The 17,134-nt window shown below is 42.7% G+C and carries 14 protein-coding genes; 3 read left to right on the forward strand and 11 right to left on the reverse strand.

The window, feature by feature from the left end; genetic code table 11:
• Positions 1-4: 4 nt before the first annotated feature.
• The gene (gene glgB, locus AC3WJJ_RS03040) at positions 5-2,029 is read right to left on the reverse strand and encodes a 1,4-alpha-glucan branching protein GlgB (RefSeq protein WP_492537900.1); all 2,025 of its coding nucleotides are present in this window, start codon (positions 2,027-2,029) and stop codon (positions 5-7) included.
• Between the two features lie 187 nt (positions 2,030-2,216).
• Here glgB and AC3WJJ_RS03045 point away from each other — a divergent pair, with 187 nt between their 5' ends.
• The gene (locus tag AC3WJJ_RS03045) at positions 2,217-3,413 is read left to right on the forward strand and encodes a glucose-1-phosphate adenylyltransferase (protein ID WP_492537902.1); all 1,197 of its coding nucleotides are present in this window, start codon (positions 2,217-2,219) and stop codon (positions 3,411-3,413) included.
• 79 nt (positions 3,414-3,492) lie between these two features.
• Here the strand turns inward: AC3WJJ_RS03045 and AC3WJJ_RS03050 are convergent, their stop codons facing one another.
• The 6 genes from AC3WJJ_RS03050 to AC3WJJ_RS03075 form a co-directional block, all read right to left on the reverse strand.
• The gene (locus AC3WJJ_RS03050) at positions 3,493-4,032 is read right to left on the reverse strand and encodes a GNAT family N-acetyltransferase (RefSeq protein ID WP_492537904.1); all 540 of its coding nucleotides are present in this window, start codon (positions 4,030-4,032) and stop codon (positions 3,493-3,495) included.
• Between the two features lie 35 nt (positions 4,033-4,067).
• Positions 4,068-5,531, reverse strand: coding sequence for a sensor histidine kinase (locus AC3WJJ_RS03055; protein WP_492537906.1), 1,464 nt, complete (start codon positions 5,529-5,531; stop codon positions 4,068-4,070).
• Positions 5,528-6,226 (reverse strand): response regulator transcription factor, encoded by a 699-nt coding sequence (locus tag AC3WJJ_RS03060; RefSeq protein WP_422661045.1) that lies wholly within the window; start codon positions 6,224-6,226, stop codon positions 5,528-5,530. Before AC3WJJ_RS03060 ends, AC3WJJ_RS03055 begins: the two co-directional genes overlap by 4 nt.
• Before the next feature lie 3 nt (positions 6,227-6,229).
• Positions 6,230-7,537, reverse strand: coding sequence for an FG-GAP repeat domain-containing protein (locus tag AC3WJJ_RS03065; RefSeq protein WP_492537908.1), 1,308 nt, complete (start codon positions 7,535-7,537; stop codon positions 6,230-6,232).
• Between the two features lie 41 nt (positions 7,538-7,578).
• Entirely contained in the window at positions 7,579-8,298 is a 720-nt protein-coding gene (locus AC3WJJ_RS03070) for a phosphonate ABC transporter ATP-binding protein (RefSeq protein WP_492537910.1), read from the reverse strand.
• A gap of 83 nt (positions 8,299-8,381) precedes the next feature.
• Complete coding sequence (locus tag AC3WJJ_RS03075) at positions 8,382-9,524, reverse strand: MFS transporter (protein WP_492539566.1); 1,143 nt, start codon at positions 9,522-9,524, stop codon at positions 8,382-8,384.
• 157 nt (positions 9,525-9,681) lie between these two features.
• On the opposite strand from AC3WJJ_RS03075, the gene AC3WJJ_RS03080 reads away from it, so the two are divergent.
• Positions 9,682-10,602: an ArsR/SmtB family transcription factor gene (locus tag AC3WJJ_RS03080; protein ID WP_492537912.1), complete on the forward strand. Its 921-nt coding sequence runs from the start codon at positions 9,682-9,684 to the stop codon at positions 10,600-10,602.
• Positions 10,603-10,651: 49 nt separating this feature from the next.
• Positions 10,652-11,398, forward strand: a complete 747-nt coding sequence (locus AC3WJJ_RS03085; RefSeq protein ID WP_492537914.1) for an HAD family hydrolase — start codon at positions 10,652-10,654, stop codon at positions 11,396-11,398.
• 134 nt (positions 11,399-11,532) lie between these two features.
• Here AC3WJJ_RS03085 and AC3WJJ_RS03090 read toward each other — a convergent pair whose 3' ends face one another.
• The 4 genes from AC3WJJ_RS03090 to thyA form a co-directional block, all read right to left on the reverse strand.
• On the reverse strand, positions 11,533-13,848 hold the full coding sequence (locus AC3WJJ_RS03090) for a type IA DNA topoisomerase (RefSeq protein ID WP_492537916.1): 2,316 nt from the start codon (positions 13,846-13,848) through the stop codon (positions 11,533-11,535).
• A gap of 135 nt (positions 13,849-13,983) precedes the next feature.
• Positions 13,984-15,471, reverse strand: coding sequence for a glutamate synthase subunit beta (locus AC3WJJ_RS03095; RefSeq protein WP_492537918.1), 1,488 nt, complete (start codon positions 15,469-15,471; stop codon positions 13,984-13,986).
• A 317-nt stretch (positions 15,472-15,788) separates the two neighbouring features.
• Positions 15,789-16,283 carry a dihydrofolate reductase gene (locus AC3WJJ_RS03100; RefSeq protein ID WP_492537921.1) on the reverse strand — a complete coding sequence of 165 codons (495 nt, stop codon included), beginning with the start codon at positions 16,281-16,283 and terminating at the stop codon, positions 15,789-15,791.
• 55 nt (positions 16,284-16,338) lie between these two features.
• The gene (thyA, locus tag AC3WJJ_RS03105; RefSeq protein WP_492537923.1) at positions 16,339-17,133 is read right to left on the reverse strand and encodes a thymidylate synthase; all 795 of its coding nucleotides are present in this window, start codon (positions 17,131-17,133) and stop codon (positions 16,339-16,341) included.
• Between the last annotated feature and the right edge of the window lies 1 nt (position 17,134).

Genomic DNA, 17,134 nt, shown 5'->3' on the forward strand with positions numbered 1-17,134 from the left:
TACTCTATTCTCCCCCTCTATTGTTTTTCTTAATCTTTAAAGTTGCTTGTCCCGTTTCACAATCGATGAACGAAGCATTTACATCCTCTGGTTGCTGTTCGATCGTTGTTGTTTTTTTACGCGGACGAGGTGGTTTCTTTTTTAATACGATCATACTTAGTGGAGGCACAGTAAGTTCAAGACTTTGAAGCTGCTCATGCCATGGCTTCTTCTCCGTTCTTAAGATCCCGTTGTTCACTCTTCCCTCTCCACCAAACTCCGTCAGATCCGAATTAAAAATCTCCTCATACTGTCCGGACTTTGGCATTCCTATTCGATATTGTTCATGTTGATAGAGTTGAAAATTAATAATAATTATGAGCGTATCCCCTGGCTTCTTGCCCTTTCGCATATAGGAAATAACACTTTGATTCACATCATGAGCACATATCCATTGGTATCCGTCCATGTTATGATCGCATTCCCACAGCGCTTTTTGCTCTACATACATCCGATTAAGAGCAGCAGTAAAGCACAGTGTTTTACGGTGTGAGTCATAATCTAACAACAACCAGTCAAGCTCTTCTTCATCTTTCCATTCGATAAATTGTCCGAATTCACCACCCATGAACAGAAGCTTTTTACCAGGCTGAGTCATTAGATAACCGAGTAGTACTCGTAGCCCTGCAAATTTCTGTTCATATGTACCAGGCATCTTACTAAGTAATGATTTTTTGCCATGGACAACTTCATCATGCGATAAAGGAAGCGTGAAGTTTTCAGAGTAAGCATAGCAAATCGGGAAAGTAAGTAAATTATGATGGGACGGACGAGCTCTGAATTCTTCTTTTATGTAAGAAAGCGTGTCATTCATCCAACCCATATTCCATTTATAGTTAAACCCAAGTCCTCCTTGGTCTACGGGGGATGTAACCCCAGGCCATGCACTTGATTCCTCAGCCATCATTAAGGCATTCGGATAGTATTCAAAAATTGTTTTGTTAAGATCCTGAAGGAAAGTGATCGCTTCTAGATTTTCTAAACCACCTTGTTCATTCCGGCTGAATTGAGCTTCTGTCTTCTCAAAATCAAGCCTAATCATACTTGTCACCGCGTCAACACGTAGTCCATCAATATGAAAAGTTTCCATCCAAAAAATAGCATTGGATATAAGGAATGAACGAACCTCAGGTTTGGAATAATCGAAAGACAGTGTTCCCCAGCCCGGCTTCTCCGCCTTTTGTGCATCTGCGTACTCATACTGCGGCGTGCCATCAAACTGTCTTAAACCATGGGCATCTTTCGCAAAGTGAGCAGGTACCCAATCCAGCAGAACTCCGATACCGGACTGATGAAGCTGATCGACTAGATACATGAAATCATGCGCTGATCCATAGCGGCTTGTTAAGGCAAAGAAACCTGTTCCTTGATATCCCCAAGATAGATCATACGGATGCTCTGCGAGCGGCATGAATTCAACATGGGTATAACTCATTTCTAATAAATATGGAATCAATAGCTCTGCCATTTCCCTGTAAGTATAAAAGGTGCCATCTTCTTTTTGTCGCCATGTTCCAAAATGCATTTCATATATGTTCATTGGCCTCTGATAAGGTGCTTTAGCTTTCCTCTTCCATGCACCATCATTCCATTGATAACCAGATAAATCCGCGACCACTGATGCGGTTGCAGGTCTAACTTCTGCTTGAAATGCATAAGGATCAGCTTTTAAGAAAGTTTCACCATAGGGACCGGTAATGTGATATTTGTATAAAGTTCCAGTTTCTATATTCGGAAAAAAACGACTCCAAATGCCGGATTCGGGTATCTTAAATAATGAATCATTCGAACCATCCCAACGATTCCAATCACCTGCAAGACCCACATGTCTTGCATTTGGAGCCCAGACTGTAAAACGTACACCGTCCACGCCATCCTCTTGCGTAGGGTGGGCCCCCATAAAACGATAGCTGTGGTAGGAATTACCTTCATGAAATAAGTACACATCTTCCAAGCTTATGTTTCCTTCCCAAATCGTTTGACCTATCAATTCATCACCTGCTTCTAGATATACAATATATGATTATTACCCCATTGTAGCCATAATGAAAATAAAAAATGATGGCTGAAAAATAAAAATGTAATTTTCATAAATATATTTCAATATAATCGTTTCAGACCCTTTAATATTCGTTTATGTATGTACTACGTTGAAAAATACTTGGGAGGGAAACGTGATGAAGAGAAATGAATGCATAGCCATGCTACTGGCAGGAGGAGAAGGAAAAAGATTAGCTCCTTTAACGTCCAAGCTGGCGAAACCCGCTGTACCATTTGGCGGTCACTACCGTATTATCGATTTTCCTCTCAGCAATTGTGTAAATTCCGGTATTAATACCGTTGGAGTACTTACGCAATATGAAGCTGAGTCTTTACATGAGCATATCGGAGAAGGAGAACCTTGGGGATTCAATCCATCCCTACTCCCTTCCTACAATACGGCACAAAAAGAATATACAGGAACTGCCGATGCAATCTTTAAGAATATTGCTTATATAGATGAGCAGAATCCTGAGCATGTACTTGTACTATCTGGTGACCATATTTACCATATGAATTATCGAGAAATGTTGGATGCGCATATTCAGCAAGGCTCAGATGCAACTATTTCAGTTATGGAAGTACCTTGGGAAGAGGCTAGCCGGTTTGGTGTCATGAGTGTAGACAACAATTTAAAAATCACTGAATTTGCCGAAAAGCCTGAAAAACCTGAGAGTAATTTAGCTTCGATGGGAATTTATTTATTCCGGTGGGATTACCTTAAAGAACATCTAATTCAGGATGCCGATGACCCGAATTCGAGTCATGACTTCGGGAAAGACGTCATTCCTAAAATGCTGTCTTCTAACGACGCTTTACATGCATTTCGGTTTCAAGGTTACTGGCGTGATGTTGGTACCGTAGAAAGTCTGTGGGAAGCCCATATGGATGTATTGAATCAAACAGATCTCATCTTAGAACAAGAAGATTGGCCGATGTTCACTCGTCCTTGGCGTACTAAATTAACAGCACATCGCACTCGCCCTCTTGAAAACATGGATAGTCTTATTCATGATACTTGCACATTTGAGGGTAAAGCCAAAAGATCCGTCATTTTCTGTGGGGCAGAAGTTGGTAAACTCTCCACTGTCAAAGACAGTGTCGTTATGCCAAATGTTAAGATTGGTAAGGGTGTGCACGTGGAGCATGCAATCATAGGTGAGGGTGCTGTCATCAAAGATGGTGCGATTGTCAAAGGTTCACCAGGCCAAGTTATTGTGGTAGGACCACATGAAACTGTCCTGCCAAAACCTTCAGTGCGTACTCAACCATCACGTCTTCTACAAGAGGTATACGAAAAAGGCCGTCTGCGTGCCAATGTTTCCTCGTCATAGAATTTTAACATGTTCTTTTCAAAAAAAGCGATCCCATTTCTGCGGATCGCTTTTTTTGATGTATAAAGAACACTACCTTTTACGAAGACAAAGGAAACCGCTTCTCATACAAATGCACTTCTCGTGTGCCCATATTCTGCTTGTCAACAAATTCATAGCCTTGTCGGCTATAGAACTGGTTTAAACTCTCTAGGTGAGATACACAGTCAAGACGAAGACCTCGCTTGCCCTTCGCTTGAACTCGCTTTTCTCCGAATTGAATCATGGCCTCACCAAGATGTAACCCACGATATTCAGGAAGAATAGCAAGCCGATGCAAATAATCATATTGACTGTCGTTGCGATCGCCCCAGTAAGAAGGATCACTGTCCTGAAGAGTGAAAATACCCACTGGTTTTCCTTTGAATTTCAGAAGATACACTTCTCTTTCATCAATATAATCCTCCATTAGCGAAAGAGAAAATATAGAGGGTGTCCATTGATTGAGTCCTTGCTTAACCATAAGTTCAGATGTCTTCTGAAAAATCATTAACATATCTTCTGTATCTTCTGCCTGAGCAAGTCCGATATCAAAGTAACCCTTCTTTGTTTCAAATCGTTCCAATACCTTAAACTCCATTCGTTTCCCCCTCTCCACAGAGTAAAACAAAATATTTAGACTACTGGATTATTTGGTTGTGTTCCTTCTGAGCCATCATCACCATGATCGAATCCTCCCGCTTCAGGAATTTTCCCTTCAGGAAGAGGTAGTTTCACTTTCACGGTTGTCCCCTGCCCAAGTTCACTCTCCATATCAAGCGTTCCATGATGAAGCTCCACCAGCTGCTGTGTAATGGCAAGTCCGAGCCCGGTACCGCCATTAACATGGTTTACCTGGAAGAAACGGTCCTTTACACGCTGTATATGTTCTTCGCTAATTCCAATCCCGAAGTCACGCACCGATACTGTCACGTATTTCTCTTCGAGTTCAATGGATAGTAAGATAACGCCATTCTCATGTGAGAATTTAATTGCATTATCTACTAGGTTCAGAAATACCTGCTTCAAACGGTTAGCATCCGCATAAATCAGCGGTTTTTCTTCTGACTCTAGTTTAATCTCAATGCCTTTTTTCTCTGCTTTAGCCCACAGGTTCAGCATAATCTCCTGTAACAACTCCCGCAGACTGACAATACCCATCACCATCTTCATCTCATTTTGCTGAAGCTTGGAAAAGTCCAAGATTTCTTCAACAAGACCAATTAAGCGATCCGTTTCCTTCGTGATGATCTGCATACCGATCTTGGTTTCGTCTGGATCATATCCCCCTGAAGTTAGCGTTTCACTCCAACCTTTAATGCTGGTTAACGGGGTTCGCAGTTCATGAGAGATGGATGAGATGAAATCATCTTTGACTTGGTTACTTCGTACAATCTCCTGTGCCATATAATTCAGCGTGGAGGATAGCTCCCCGAGCTCGTACTTGTAATCCCCTTTAATACGAACGTTAAAGCGTCCTTTAGCCATCTGAGCAGATACTGCACGGATGTTATTTAGAGGTTTCACGATGGAATTGGCAAGTCCGATACTAAAAGCGAGTACGGTCGCTAGTACCACGGCTCCAATGAAAACAGCCCATAGCGTTACATTGAGAAGTTTATTATTAATTTTATGGAGAGAAGTCACATATCTTAGAATAAACTCATTCTCTCCACCATTTTGCAGTGCGTAGGATACAGCCATAACCATCTGTCCGGTTCCCTGCTGCTTCCCAACCCATCGACTAGTATCGCCTGCCAAGGCCTGTGTCACATCACTAGTCTTGATCGTCATATCCGAATCAAAATTATTAGAAGTAATCAGCACTTGACCAGATGGATTAAGCAATTGAAGTTCTGTACCTGTCAATTCGAAATAAGAAATGATTTCAGTCAATTTGGCCGTATCATCCTCATTTAAACGAAATTTCTGATAATATTCATCCGCATAATAAATATGTCTCGCGATATGAGTGTGCACACTATCATAATAATAGGTGCGAATCGCAAGTAAAAATATAATCTCCACCAGCAGCAATGCCATAAACACGACCAGAAAGTAATGAAGTACAATCTGCCGGCGGATACCTTTTTTGATCATTGGCCCTGACCCTTCCATTTATAGCCGTGACCCCACACCGTCTGCAGAAATTCAGGCTCGGAAGGATTATTCTCAATTTTTTGACGAAGACGGCGGATATTTACATCAACAATTTTCGGATCACCCATATACTCTTTGCCCCATACATGATCCAGAAGGACATCTCGACTGAGTGGTGTATTTTCTTTCTCCAGGAAGAATTGTACGAGTGAGAACTCTGTCGGTGTTAACTCGACGGCCTTCCCGTTCTTCTTGAATAACTTAGAGATTAAATCCAGTGTGAAAGGACCGGATTGAAAGGAAACTTTAGCTGTACCTGCACGCTGTACATTTACGCGACGCAGTAAGGATTGTAGACGTGCGATAAGCTCAGTTGGACTAAACGGCTTGCTGACATGATCATCCGCTCCAACAGACAATGCATACACCTTATCCTGTTCCTGAACTTTTGCTGTCAAAAAGATTATACCGATTCGTTCGTTGGTCTCCCGAATACGCCGGCAAACTTCAAAACCATCGATGCCTGGAACCATAACATCAAGAAGTGCAATATCAATATCAGGTACAGACTGCAACAGGTTCAGCGCTTCAAGACCATCTCCTGCTTCCAGAACTTCAAAGCCGTTACGCTTGAGGTTAATTACAATAAAACTGCGGATGGATTCTTCGTCTTCTAAAATGAGTACTTTACTCAACGTCTAATTCCCCTTTCTTTCAATGGGAGCCACATCATTGCTGTTCTTTTTATCATTCTTGCTCAACTTGAGCTCCCCTTTATAACCGATTACTTGATTTTTTTCACGCACGAGAACTTTCCAATCATTTTTCACATGCTCCCACTCTCGGAGTGAGAAGAATTTCACTTCTGCTACGGTTTCCTGTGTACCCAGCATAACAAACTTCAGATACCGATTCTTATCTGAATCTGGATCCACTGTCAATTGGTTCTTCCACTCAGCAGGGAAGGTCAAGAAAAATCTATTATTAGGATCTTGATACCTTTGTGTAATAAATTTCAGGCCATTCTTCATATTTGCTAAGTTCGTCTTACCATCCCATTGATAATAATTATAGAAATACGGAATATCTTCAAGAATATCGCTATTCCAACCGATCGGTTCCTCAAGTAAGCCTATTTCAAGAATTCCATCTCCATCAATGTCTTCGCTTTCGACCGGAAGCTCTTTATAGGCAGCATCTTCCTTCAAAACATCAACAAGTGCACCATTCTCCATAACGATAAGTTTGGAAGTGGATGAATTGGATACAATAGACGTGTCTAATATAATCCCTTCTTTGTCCTTAGCTACTTTTCCTGAGACAATATTGTAATATTTCTCAACATTTTGTCCCAAATCAAGCTTCGCCAATTCCTTAAAGTCATGTGTAGTTTTATCGAACTGATAAGTTGTAATAAAGGACAGCTCGTATTTCTGTAAAGATACTACGGTCAATTCCTTAAACTTATCTCCATTCAAGTCAGTCACTTCGAAATGAGTATAAGGAAGCTGCAAAACCTTCTCTAACGCATCATTCGCATAGGTGTACACAACAAGACCGTTCTGAACATCATCTTCTCCTCGGGAGAACCCGACAACGATATCCACATTACCGTCGTTCGTTATATCGATCAGGTCGAATGACTCCAGTATCGTGCCTTCACCTTCAAAATCCAACTTCTTTACCCATGTTGTTCCCTGTTGCTGAAGAATCATGCCATGGATCTGAACATCCTCATTCGGTGTGATATAAAAAACCACAGCCTCCATAATGCCATCATTGTTCAAATCCTCTACACGGATAGAGCTTGGGTCACTATTGCTCCTAGGTCGAATGATATTACTGTTCTCTGGTTTCTGAGAGTTAATCGCCCCCATTAATGTTGCCTCATCCGCCGGAAGATCCGGTGTAGTCATCAGTGATACAGGGTCACTAATAAAGCTGCACCCCCCGAGAACCATCATAAGCATCCCCGAGATGGCTGCCTTCATCATTCTAGATTTCAAAAGCATCAACTCTTTCTATTTCAATCAACTATTTGACAGAACTATATTCTGTTCTTCTCTCCATGAGTCAAACGACGCCCGGTAACATCAACAACAATCTGTCCACCCGAAAGTCCAATAATTCGAGAACAATACCGCTCTGCATGTTCAATGGGAACGACAGTAATGACGGTTATACGTTCTTCTTCACATAGTTTTTTTAGGGTCTGCAGAACATGTTCAGCGGATTTCGGATCCAGTCCCATGACCGGCTCGTCCGCTAATATAACCTTAGCGCCATGAACCAATGCACGTGCAATGGCAATTCGCTGGCGTTCACCACCACTAAGAGCATTTCCTTTATTGTGGGCTTTATCGAGTAAACCAAGATGCTCAATTGTATCCATAGCGCCCATATAATCATCAGAACGTACCATTCCCGTCAGCATCCGCCACCATGGAGTTTGGCTGGATTGCCCGATCAGAACGTTCTTAAGTGCTGTTCTATTCACATTTAAAGTTGGGTTCTGCTCTAAGTATGCCCATTCACGTTTAATCTTTCGCTTTCCCCCGTTTTTGAGTACATCCTCGCCATCAATAATAAATCGACCGGAATCCCATTTTTCACGAAGAGCTAAACAACTTAGGAGCAAACTTTTCCCGCTTCCACTAGCTCCAATTAGGCCGATCATTTCGCCTTTCTCCATCTGAAAACTTATGTCGTTCAACACCGGTTTTTTCTCGGTGTTCACTGTTTTTTTCAGTCGTTCCACTTTTATCATGTTCTCGTCTCTCCCGTCGAGTAACTTTTTCTATACTCTAGTTTAGAAGAAAGCGAAAGCAATTGCCATGAGAACAAATGTTCTCACTCTATTAGTGGCTTATTTTTAAAGAATATGCTTGAGCAAGCAAAAACAATATAGACTCCACCAAGCAGAATAAACATACCTGAAGTCCATCCTATATGGATTAATGTACCCCCTATATTTGGACCTGCAATGCTTCCTATATTAAAATGAAATGATGCCACTACATTTGCAGCAGGAAGCAAATTTCTTGGAAGAATATCTGCCGCATAGGCAAGACCAAGAGAGAAGAAAGAACCCACAAGCCCGCCTGCAATGGTTAGAAGGATAAGTACAGGCCAGTAACTCGTCCCTGCTACGGGAATCAGAATAAAACATAGGCCGCCTACAATGCCTGCTACGGTCAACACTCGCTTCCGACCGAATCTGTCACTCCAAATGCCAAGTGGAAGCTGCAGAATAAGGCCTCCTATACCGACAAACGGTAGCAAAGAAGATATTTGTTCAATCGTGAAGCCACTTCGAAGTCCATACACCGGGAAGTTGCTGTTAATGCCTGCTTCCATGTAGCCATATAGAAATGCTGGCATGAGTGCATACCAAGCTAAGCGGTAGCTTTTTCTGAATCTGCCTTTTTCGAATACTTCACCTGAGGAATGTCGTTCAGGCTTCAGATCCGGAAGTTTAAAGAGTACCATTAATAGAACAAACAGAAATAATAAGCCGAGTACAATGAAAGGAACTGCTTCACCGTAATTCAAAAGAATGATCCCAAGTGGTCCTATACTAAATCCAAGTCCGTAAGACATCCCATAAAACGATATGCTTCGTCCACGATTACTCGCAGATGACATCATAAGCACCCATAACTGCGCTGCATAATGAAGTGCGCTATCGCCAACACCGACCAATATTCGAAGCACAAACCAGATTCCAACGCTGGGAACCAGTGGGAACGCAATTAATGAGAGCATTACAAGAATAAGACCTGCGATAATGAGCTTTTTAAATCCAACTAGACCTAATACTCTTTCTGCAACGAGCGTCATAGCAAATGACCCTACATATAATGCTGCTGCGTTAAGCCCGTTCATCGAAGAAGAGACGCCCATACGTTCCAAAAAGATCGCTAATACAGGAAGTAGCATACCCTGACTTAATCCTGCAGCTACAACAACCGATATCAAAATAAAATAGTGCATTCTTCCTTGACGAGCTTGAGCTGTGACTGACACGACGCTGTATCCCCCTCTTTATTTCAAGCTTTAAAAATTTGCCAGATGAACATTATAGTAGACAACCCTGATCCATACAAGCCATAATAAAAACAATGTCATTAATCGGGAGGGAACTGGTTTCATGAAGTATAAAGTAAGCATAGACGTTTCCGTGGTATACGAACTGATCGGCAGCTTTATGATCTATGTAACGAGAAAATGGACCGACAATCTTGATATCGGCTCACATTTAATTACGGATATGGATGCCCGTCTCCCCCATGCAGTCCGTACTGAGCTTCAAAAAGCACACGATTGGCCATTTTTTGATTACGATGTACTTTATGCTCTAGCTATTTTACGCGAAGGAGATCCTGAAGTCGTCTCCTTTCTTGATTGGGTTGAACATTCGGAAGTTGCGGATTTGGGCCCCCGGCTGTTCGATTATACGCCCTCTGTTACAGAAGAGTACTTATCGCGTATTCAAAAAGATTATCCGCCACTGCTTCGTTTATGGTATGAACACTATTTTGTTAAGATCGAACACGATATAAAACCACTCATTTATGAAGATGCACAGGAAAAAGCAGTACTTCTTCCTAAAATGGAAGCGGAAAGACTGATTGAATATGCTACAGGTGGCGTCATATTAGATGATATACCTGTCGATTCTATCCTACTCACTCCATGTGTGCACTTTAGGCCTATTAATACGTACTGTTTCTATGATAAACTACTCCTCATTCAGTACCCTGTTGATGTGCCTGAAGAAAATGAGGACGACCCGCCAGTAGTATTATTACGTATGACAGAAGCTCTTGCAGATCCTGACCGGCTAAGACTACTTCGTTTTGTCGCTGATGAACCCAAAACCGTGAATGATATTGCAACTAACCTGAATCAGCCATACGATGCACTTATGCATCATTTACTTATTCTTAGAGCAGCAGGACTTCTTCGTTCTCATGTGAATGCTGGTGATCAAACGGAGCGCTTCAGTCTCCGTCCAGATGGAGCTGCTGAACTTCAAATGTTTTTTGAATCCTATATTAGGTTATCTTAAAATAAATAAACAATATAGAGAGATATAAGTGGATAAAGGAGTGAGAAAAATGAGCAAAGACTCACAACATATCATTTTTGATATGGACGACACATTGATTCATTGCAACAAGTATTTCGACTTGATTCTAGGCGAGTTTTTCGAGCTGATGACACGTTGGTTTGAGAAGTATGGGGTGACTACCGAACAAGTGCGTACCAAACAGATGGAAATCGATGTTGCCGGTGTTGACAAACTTGGATTCGCAAGCGCAAATTTCCCTCAATCTTTGATTGATACGTACCGGTTCTTCTGCAACCAACACCAGAAGACACCTGTCCTTCACGAAGAAGAACAGCTCTTCAAGCTAGGTCTTAGTGTTTACGATCAAGAAATTGAAGCCTATCCCGGCATGGTGGAAACATTGGACACCTTACAGAATGAAGGACACAGACTATATCTGTATACAGGAGGCGAAAGCCGTATACAGAAGCGTAAAATCGAACAAATGAAGCTGGCTGATTTCTTCGATGATCGCATTTATATAAGACAGCATAAAAATGTAAAAGCGCTTGAAGAAATTCTCTCCGCTGGAAAATTCAATCGCTCTATGACATGGATGATCGGGAACTCTTTAAGAACGGATGTTGTTCCTGCTCTTACAGCTGGAATCAACAGCATCTATATCAAGCAAAAACGCGAATGGCACTATAATCTGGTTGAGCTGAAACAAGAGCCACATAATGTACTCTATACCGTATCCGCTTTAACAGAGGTACCTGATATCATTTTAGGTAATGCAGTAGCGACATCATAATAAAAAAGGTTGTCTCCTCGACGTAAAAACTACACGGAGGGACAACCTTTTTCTATGTGAATAGAACAGAGCAATGCATGGAAACTACATCCTTGCATTGCTCTTCTTATGTTGTTGAAACATATGTGTATCGTTTAAATTGCTGAACCTGAACCCTCTCGTTCAACGGTTAGTTGACCGCTGCCTGATTCATTAAGCACGATTCGAGCTTTAAAAGCTCCTCCACTCTTGTCTTTGAACGTCAGGAGCTGTGTCTTCCCGTTCGTAAGCAGTGATTTCAACATGGATTGTGAAATACTTTTGCCCGCAAATTCTTTCCATATGACGAATTTACACCCTGACTTGAAATGAGAACAACCATAACCTTTTCTTCCTTCAATAATCTGACCTCCACAGCCTGCAACAGGACATTCACCAAGTGGAACACGAATACCTGCGGGTGCAGTAGGACGATCTGAAGCAACGGTTTTAGCTGAAGTTACTCCGTTACTTTTTGCAGCAGATCGAGAAGATGGTTTACTTGCGCTAGCCGACCCGGTCCCACGACCACGTGTGGAACTGCGCCCATTCTTCCCTTTTGCATCTTCGGTATCGCCAAACATAGATGGAGGTGCAGGACGCTGCGTGGATACCTTATCGATGATGGAAATGGTAAACTTCTGCACATTTTTCATAAACACATCCGCAGAAGCTTCCCCCTTCGATATTTGGTGGAGCCGTCGTTCCCATTGTCCTGTCATTTCGGGTGAAGCCAAGAGCTCTACTCCTGCGTGTCTGATAAGCTCTATAGCTGTCCTCCCTTTTTGCGTAACGGTGATCCTCTTGCCCTGCATCGTAATATAACCAACATTCTTAAGCCGCTCGATCGTAGCCGCTCGAGTAGCTGGCGTTCCAAGTCCACTATCCTTCATGACGTCACGTAGCTCTTCATCCTCCATACTCTTACCGGCGCTCTCCATTGCTTTAAGCAATGTACCCTCGGTATAGCTCTTGGGCGGTTGTGTTGCCTTTTCTTTAACTTCACTTTTCGTACATTGAACGGGCTTGTCCGCTTGAACATCAAACGATCGATCATTCCACTCTTGCGATTCCTCTTCTTCATCATCTTTACCTTTTTTCCCTGTGGACTTGGAGGACTTTCGATCTTTATCTTGCTGAATCAAAACTTTCCAGCCCAGTGACAAAAGCTCTTTGATGTTCGTCTTAAACGTCTCTCCCTCTACTTCAGTAAGCACCGTATGCTGCTTGTACATCGCAGGTGGATAGAAGTGGGATAAAAATCGAATGATGATCAGTTCATAAATATTTTGTTCTTCCTTGCTTAATGTGCCCGGTCGCTTCAATGTTGGCAAAATAGCGTGGTGATCTTCTACCCTCTCCGGGTTGCAGACTGACTTGTTGTTCTTATGCACCCGGCTTGGATCAGCGCCTTCTGCCATTGATTTGTAGGAAGTTGATTTCAGCATGTTCAAAGCTTTATGCATACCTTCAATATTTTGCTCATTCACATAGTTGGAGTTCGTACGCGGGTACGAAATCACTTTATGCTTTTCGTACAATCCCTGTGCGATATCCAACGTTTTCTTGGCAGAATAACCGTACTTCGCATTAGCCTCACGTTGAAGCAAAGTCAAGTCGTAGAGTTTAAACGGATGTTCTTTCGTCTCCTTAACCTCATACTTGGATATAGATCCGTTCTTCCCTCTCACCTTGGCAGCAATCTCGTCAGACTTCTCCTGAGATGTTAACCGTTCCCCTTGCCATGTGCCAACATATTCAAGTGACTCTTGGCGAAATGTAGCTTTGACATCGAAAAATGTCTGCGATTCAAATGCTTCAATTTCTTTCTGACGGTCATATATCAGTGCAAGAACAGGAGTCTGAACTCTCCCTACAGATAGAAGTGTCTGATGACGAGTTGTAAATGCGCGCGAAGCATTCATACCTATTAGCCAATCCGCTTCACTTCGTGCGCGAGCAGCTAATGTAAGAGCTTCGAACTCAGAACCATCCTTTAGCTGTGCAAACCCCTGTAAAATGCTCTCTGGTGTCAAATCCGATATCCAGAGTCGCTTTACAGGTTGATGCAGCTTCAGTTGCTGCTGTATTAAGGCAAAGATATATTGCCCCTCTCTCCCTGCATCACAGGCATTTACAATCTGATCGCAGCGCTTGGCCACATCACCAATAACTTTGAGCTGATCTTTTGTCTTCGGATTTGGCACAATTCGAAATTGCTCTGGAATAATCGGTAAATCCCTTATGTTCCAACGCTTATACTTCGGATCATATGCATCAGGTTCCGCGAGACCAACCAGATGACCGATCGCCCATGTAATAATGTACTGTTCTCCTTCTAAGTAGGACCGGTTATTCTTGGCCCGAGGTTCGATCACCGCAGCGATATTTCGCCCCATGTCCGGTTTTTCGGCAATGACCAGCGTCTTCACGTAACCTCTCCTTCCCGTGTAATCCAGAATAGAAAACCACAAGTGGATCTCCCATATGGACTCCAAAAAAGGACTCCGCCCCAGCGAAGTCCTTATGAACAATGATATTTAATTATAACATAGGTTGAGATCGGATTAAACTAAAACGGTACTGCCCATCAGGTACTTATCAACTTCACGAGCCACTTCCCGTCCTTCATTGATTGCCCATACGACTAAGCTTTGACCACGGCGCATATCTCCAGCAGCAAACACTTTATCCACATTAGTCGTATATTTTCCATAAGGTGCTTTTACATTGGTACGACGATCACTTTCAAGACCCAATTGTTCCAGAAGAGTCTGCTCAGGTCCATCAAATCCGATAGCAATCAACGCAAGCTGTGCAGGAAAGACCTTCTCAGTACCAGGTATAGGCTGATAAACTTTTCGACCTGTTTCATCTACAATCCGCTCAATTTGAATCGTATGCAGTTCCTTTAGGTTCCCTTCATTATCACCAACAAATTTAGTTGTCATGATAGAGAACTCACGAGGGTCCTGTCCGAACAATGCTTTAGCTTCCTCATGAGCATAATCTAGTGTGTATACGTTTGGAAATTGCGGCCATGGATTGGATATAGAGTCCCGCTCTAGTGGAGCTTGCTTATGTGTGCCGAACTGAGTAATACTGCTGCACCCATGACGAAGTGCTGTAGCAACACAGTCCGAACCCGTATCCCCGCCACCAATAACAATGACATCCTTATCCTTAGCAGACAAGTAATTACCATCTTCAAGACCGGAATCAAGATAGCTCTTAATCGTTCCGTTTAGGTAGTCCATCGCGTAATGAACACCTTTCAATTCGCTACCTTCAATATTAAACTCACGCGGCTTTGTAGCCCCGCCACACAGCACTACTGCATCGTATTGATCTACCAGATTCTTCGCAGGTATGTCTTTCCCAATCTCGGTATTGACAATAAACTCAACACCTTCAGCAATCAGTAGATCTACGCGACGCTGAACTACAGCTTTGTCAAGCTTCATAGACGGTATACCATAAGTAAGCAGACCGCCTACTCGATCAGACCGCTCATACACAGTCACCGAGTGCCCAGCTTTGTTAAGTTGGGCTGCTGCTGCTAGTCCTGCAGGTCCTGACCCAACGACAGCAACCTTTCGACCTGTTCGCTTCTCTGGTGGCTGAGGAACAACCCAGCCTTCTTCAAAGCCTCGATCAATGATGGCTTGTTCAATACTTTTAATCGTCACCGGCTGCCCAATCAGACCTACCGTACAAGAGCCTTCACATGGTGCAGGACATACGCGTCCAGTAAACTCCGGAAAGTTATTCGTCTTGTGCAAGCGTTCAAGCGCCTCTCTCCATAACCCACGATACACAAGATTATTCCACTCTGGAATCAAATTGTGTACTGGACACCCTGAAGTACCACCGATCATATCTATGCCTGTATGGCAGTATGGCGTTCCACAATCCATGCAACGCGCTCCTTGCGTCTGGAGCTCTTCCTCTGCTAGATGCTTATGAAATTCTTCCCAGTCTTTAATGCGCTCAGCGGGATCCCGATCAGCCGGAAGCTGGCGCTCGTATTCCATAAATCCTGTTGGTGTTGACATACAATTTTCCCCCATCCGTTCTCTTCGTGCTGAATAACATGTATGATTGTACTTTTCATCATATCATAAAACATAAGATTACTATCCATTCCAGGGGCCAAAAATGGCCATCAACCTGATTCATTTTTTCTATTCAGGTTAAGAAAAACTTTTATCACCGCTTGTACACTGTGATTTCGCGCTCAATGTCTTCTCTAATGTAAAAACATCGTAGCATTTGTCATTTCCTCTGTTAAATGGATTATCTGCACAATCATTTGTACTATTCTACTAAGAAGAACAAAGTTAAAATGAAAACGGATGGAAGAAAATATCGTTTATTGTTTACGCTCGTATGTTACAAAACGATACGAATACGGATTTTTCTCATCCGTAATTCCCTGAACCTCATCGGTTACTGTCCAATCCTCCCAGTTCACTTCTGGAAAGAACGTATCGCCTTCAAACGCAGAATCAATGAAAGTTACAATAAGTTTGTCAGCATAAGGAAGCATCTGTTCATAAATCTGTGATCCACCGATGACCATCAACTCACCATCATGGGCCAGCTTCACTCCATCCTCAAGATGGTGAATAACGATACCTTGCTCTGGAGTTAAAGTGAATTCCTCATCCCTTGTCAATACAACATTTTTACGCTGTGGCAGAGGTTTGCTTCCAAAAGACTCCCACGTTTTTCGACCCATTAAGATCGTTTTGTTCAACGTCATTTCTCTGAAAAAAGCCATGTCCCGAGGGAGACGCCAAGGCATTGTGCCATTAAGTCCAATCACCTGGTCTTGTCCCATTGCCCATATCATCGATATACTCATATTTATCTCTCCTTCCCCATGACTATCCGTTAATTCTGAGGCGTTTTATGACAGATTAGACTGCTACAATCGCCTTGATCGTTGGGTGATGCTGATAATCCTTAAACTCGAAATCATCAAAGGTATAATCAAAGATACTATCTGGTTTTCTCTTAATCACAAGCTCCGGCAAAGGGTAAGGCTCGCGTTCTAATTGCGTCTTAACTTGCTCCATATGATTAGAGTAGATATGAACATCCCCACCTGACCATATGAATTCTCCTACCTCTAAATCGCACTGCTGTGCCACCATATGCGTCAGAAGCGCATAGCTAGCTATATTGAAAGGCAACCCAAGGAAAGAGTCTACAGAGCGCATTGTAAGCATACAGGAGAGCTTCCCACCTGCAACGTAGAATTGAAACACGAAGTGACATGGTGGCAGCTTCATATTATCTATTTCTGCAACATTCCATGCACTGACGATGTGACGTCTTGAATCTGGGTTAAGCTTAATCGATTCAATTACGTTCGCAATCTGATCGATATGTTTACCCTCAGGTGTCTCCCATGCGCGCCATTGCGAGCCGTAAACCGGGCCTAAATCCCCATTCTCATCTGCCCATTCATCCCAGATCCGAACTCCATTTTCCTTCAAATAACGGATGTTCGTCTCTCCACTTAGGAACCAAAGGAGTTCATGTACTACCGATTTCAAGTGTATCCGTTTTGTGGTTACGAGTGGAAATCCCTTGGATAGATCGAACCGGAGCTGGCGTCCGAATACAGACGTGGTACCAGTACCTGTTCTATCTCCTTTTTCAATCCCATTGTCCAATATATCTTGTAGTAACTCCAAGTAATTTTTCAAC

Source organism: Paenibacillus sp. FW507-14B1B (assembly GCF_058781425.1).